Here is a 2,953-nt window from a genome sequence, read left to right on the forward strand (position 1 = left end):
CGCATAGTAAAAATGCCACGCGTTGCGAATCACTCTTAAACAGTTTGTATGGCATGATTTCCCATATGCGCATAATATTCTTCATGGCATTTATCTCGCTCAAGAATAGCATCACGTACATGTTCAGGGTACTTGCTGAATGCGTTACAATAAACGCTGATTTCATAGTCTTTACGACTTAGTGCTCTTTTTTCAATTGTTGAATTTATTTCTTCGCCTGATAAACAAGTTGCATTCGCGACAGCTTCTCTTGCATTGCTATATTAGAGTTCCCCTTTACTAACGAGCTTAGTAAAGGGGTCTAAGGTTAAACTTGGAAGTTCATGCCACTGTAATACATCGAACCTACCATCCCTAGCTTTGATAAAACAAGCGACATCGGTTTGAAACATGTATAGGTCATGTTTCCGAATAAGCCCATTAAACAACTCTTCAATGCCAACGATACTTGGCTGAGCTATCTCGATAAAAATCGGGAAACCCTCCGAGCCGTCGTCATTAATCGTCACCAAGATGCTCGCTTGCAGTACCGCCGCTTTGGTTCTAAAGAGTATGAATGCAGTCATGCTGACTGCATTCATCACAAATACATTCACCAGATGTGTAAATCTCGCTTTTGCAGCAGTTGTGGCATTAAAGCGACAGAACAGTGGATACGAAAGCAACAACATGTCTTTCTTGAGTATGAGTATCAACACGTTACGTTGACACTTCCACACACGTTGTGACCTATCTTTCGGGATAATCGTTTTCTTCTCAATCATCTCTTTAGCTGTGCAGCCAAAATCTTCTTAGGATGGGTAAAGCAACTGGATATCGATATTGGAGTGTTCTGTGCTCTTCACACCTACAGTAGAAAGCTGAATTGGAATGTGCACTTCCATTTGTCTGTCACACGTGGTGGCTTATATAAGAGGACAGACAGGTCTATGGAAGCCCATTTTCTTTAAAGCTAAGACCACTGAGAAGTGTTGGCGTGCCACCATCACTCAACTTCTCGACTCCCATTACTCAGAGTTAGATTTGAGTGGAGAGGGCTTCCCTTTCATTCGCAATGAGCAAGATTGGTCCCGATTTTTAACCAGCCAATATTGCCGTCGATGGAAGCTGCACTTTGCAAAGAAAACGGCCAACGTGACGCCCACCATGACTTACCTCGGGCGATACCTAAAGCGCCCGCCCATATCAGCGTCTAGGTTACGACATGATTTCCAAGGAGGCTTGGTGACGTTTGATTATCTTAACCGTAGGAATGGTCGGACGGAATCCCGTGTTTTGAGTCCAGAAGCTCTGAAAGATCGCATGATTGAGCATATCCCTGATAAGCACTTCAAAATGATTCGATACTTCGGTTTTCTATCGAACCGACGTCGTGGTGAGATGCTCCCTAAGGTCTACGATGCCTTGGGCATCGCCCCTAAAGACTCACCAGAAATGCATAGTCACGCCACCATGCTGAAAGGGTATGTGAAGGTTGCCCCTTTGAGTGCATTCTTTGTGGTAACCGCTTAATATTTCTTCGTTTTAGGGGCGGAGAGGCGTTGTCGGAGCTGGTCCATCACGCCCTGGTTCAATCCCAAATCAGGTCAATTTAGGTCTTTCGTAGAATGAGTGTATTTCAAATAGCGAAAACAGTGTGAAAGTGTTCAATTAACATTCGATTTTAAATTGTAGTGTAGGAGTTTGGTCAGCCACACATTTATTTTTACATGAGTTAAGCCGCAATTGTTCAGATAAGGAATCATTGAAATTCCTTACCTTGAACATGAAAAGGGGCTGATGTACCTTTTCGATTAATAAACGGTTTGGAAAGTTGTACGATATGTCCAACGTTTTCCTTGTACAATGACGATAGCTCGGCTGTCTTCCGCCACCTTATAGATAACGCCGTGCATATTTGAGTCGATACGTGGATCGTTTGGATCATTGCAGGTTATTGTACCATTAGAGACACGATAAAAATTCGACACCTTCTTTACATCAGCATTTAATTGGCACGTCAGCATAAAGTCCAATTGAGCAAACATACGATCATCATTAGAGAAGATGAGTGTCATACGCTCCCAATCCGCATAGCTTTGATACATCAGATCAAAATCAGCGAGTGTTGGCAGTTTGGTGTACGTGGTGTCAACAAGTGTTCTGTCACCCTCATCTTTGACTAGTGCGGACACATTACCCTTTGAAAAATGAAGCTGAACGGTGGAGTTTTGGTAATGATAGTAGTCGCCAAGTTCCGATTTCACGAAATGGTTCGTATCTATATAAGGACCAATTAAACTGTTGTCGACCACAATGCTACGATTTGAGCTGCTAATATAACCATCCTTGTATTGTTGTGGTGGTCTATATAAATAGATCGCATCTTCATTCGAGTTATAAAAAAGCGACTCCCCGTTTTTATCTTTATAAACACCATCGTAACTTTCTGCTAACTCTGATGAAGAATCAGAAGAACCATTACAGCCCGATAATGCGATTGATAATGTTATTACCATTAACAAGCTTAAGTATTTTTTCATTTTCTTTATTAATCTCACTTAAAAAATGTCATTAAAACGTGACCTTATGATTATTATGCGAATAGTTATCATCAGCAAGATAAATATGAGGCTTTGTTGCGTAACTCGATGGAACTAAATCAGAAAGTTACGATCTGATCGGCTAAATCAGCTAATCTTCGTAGTCTTATGCCAAAACCTCGTTACAAAACAACCTCGTTCAGCCAAAATTTCTTCAATGTCGCGATAGCTAAGCTTATATGAGACGTAGTAACGAACCGCCAGAAGAATGATGTCAGATGAATATTGGTAGCCTGAGAAGTCCATGCAATGCTCGAATTAATGTTAAAAACCGTAATTCGAGCATTATATGGGCATTTAGTTCCCATCCATGCAACAGAACCAAATAAACTCTGATAAATCCGTGCCTATTTGGGCACTAAAACCCCAAT

General features: G+C 41.3%; 1 protein-coding gene and 2 pseudogenes. 1 reads left to right on the forward strand and 2 read right to left on the reverse strand.

What is annotated here, in order from left to right; genetic code table 11:
* Positions 1-401 precede the first annotated feature (401 nt).
* Positions 402-1,595, forward strand: a pseudogene (locus AACR11_RS29850) (IS91 family transposase).
* Between the two features lie 198 nt (positions 1,596-1,793).
* Here the strand turns inward: AACR11_RS29850 and AACR11_RS07550 are convergent.
* Both AACR11_RS07550 and AACR11_RS07555 read right to left on the reverse strand, forming a co-directional pair.
* Positions 1,794-2,522, reverse strand: a complete 729-nt coding sequence (locus AACR11_RS07550) for a hypothetical protein (protein WP_017191057.1) — start codon at positions 2,520-2,522, stop codon at positions 1,794-1,796.
* A 192-nt stretch (positions 2,523-2,714) separates the two neighbouring features.
* A pseudogene (locus tag AACR11_RS07555) lies at positions 2,715-2,828 on the reverse strand (IS6 family transposase); the annotation flags it as partial.
* Positions 2,829-2,953: the final 125 nt, after the last annotated feature.

This window comes from Vibrio sp. L85, from assembly GCF_963871815.1.
In the GTDB taxonomy this organism is placed as follows: domain Bacteria; phylum Pseudomonadota; class Gammaproteobacteria; order Enterobacterales; family Vibrionaceae; genus Vibrio; species Vibrio harveyi.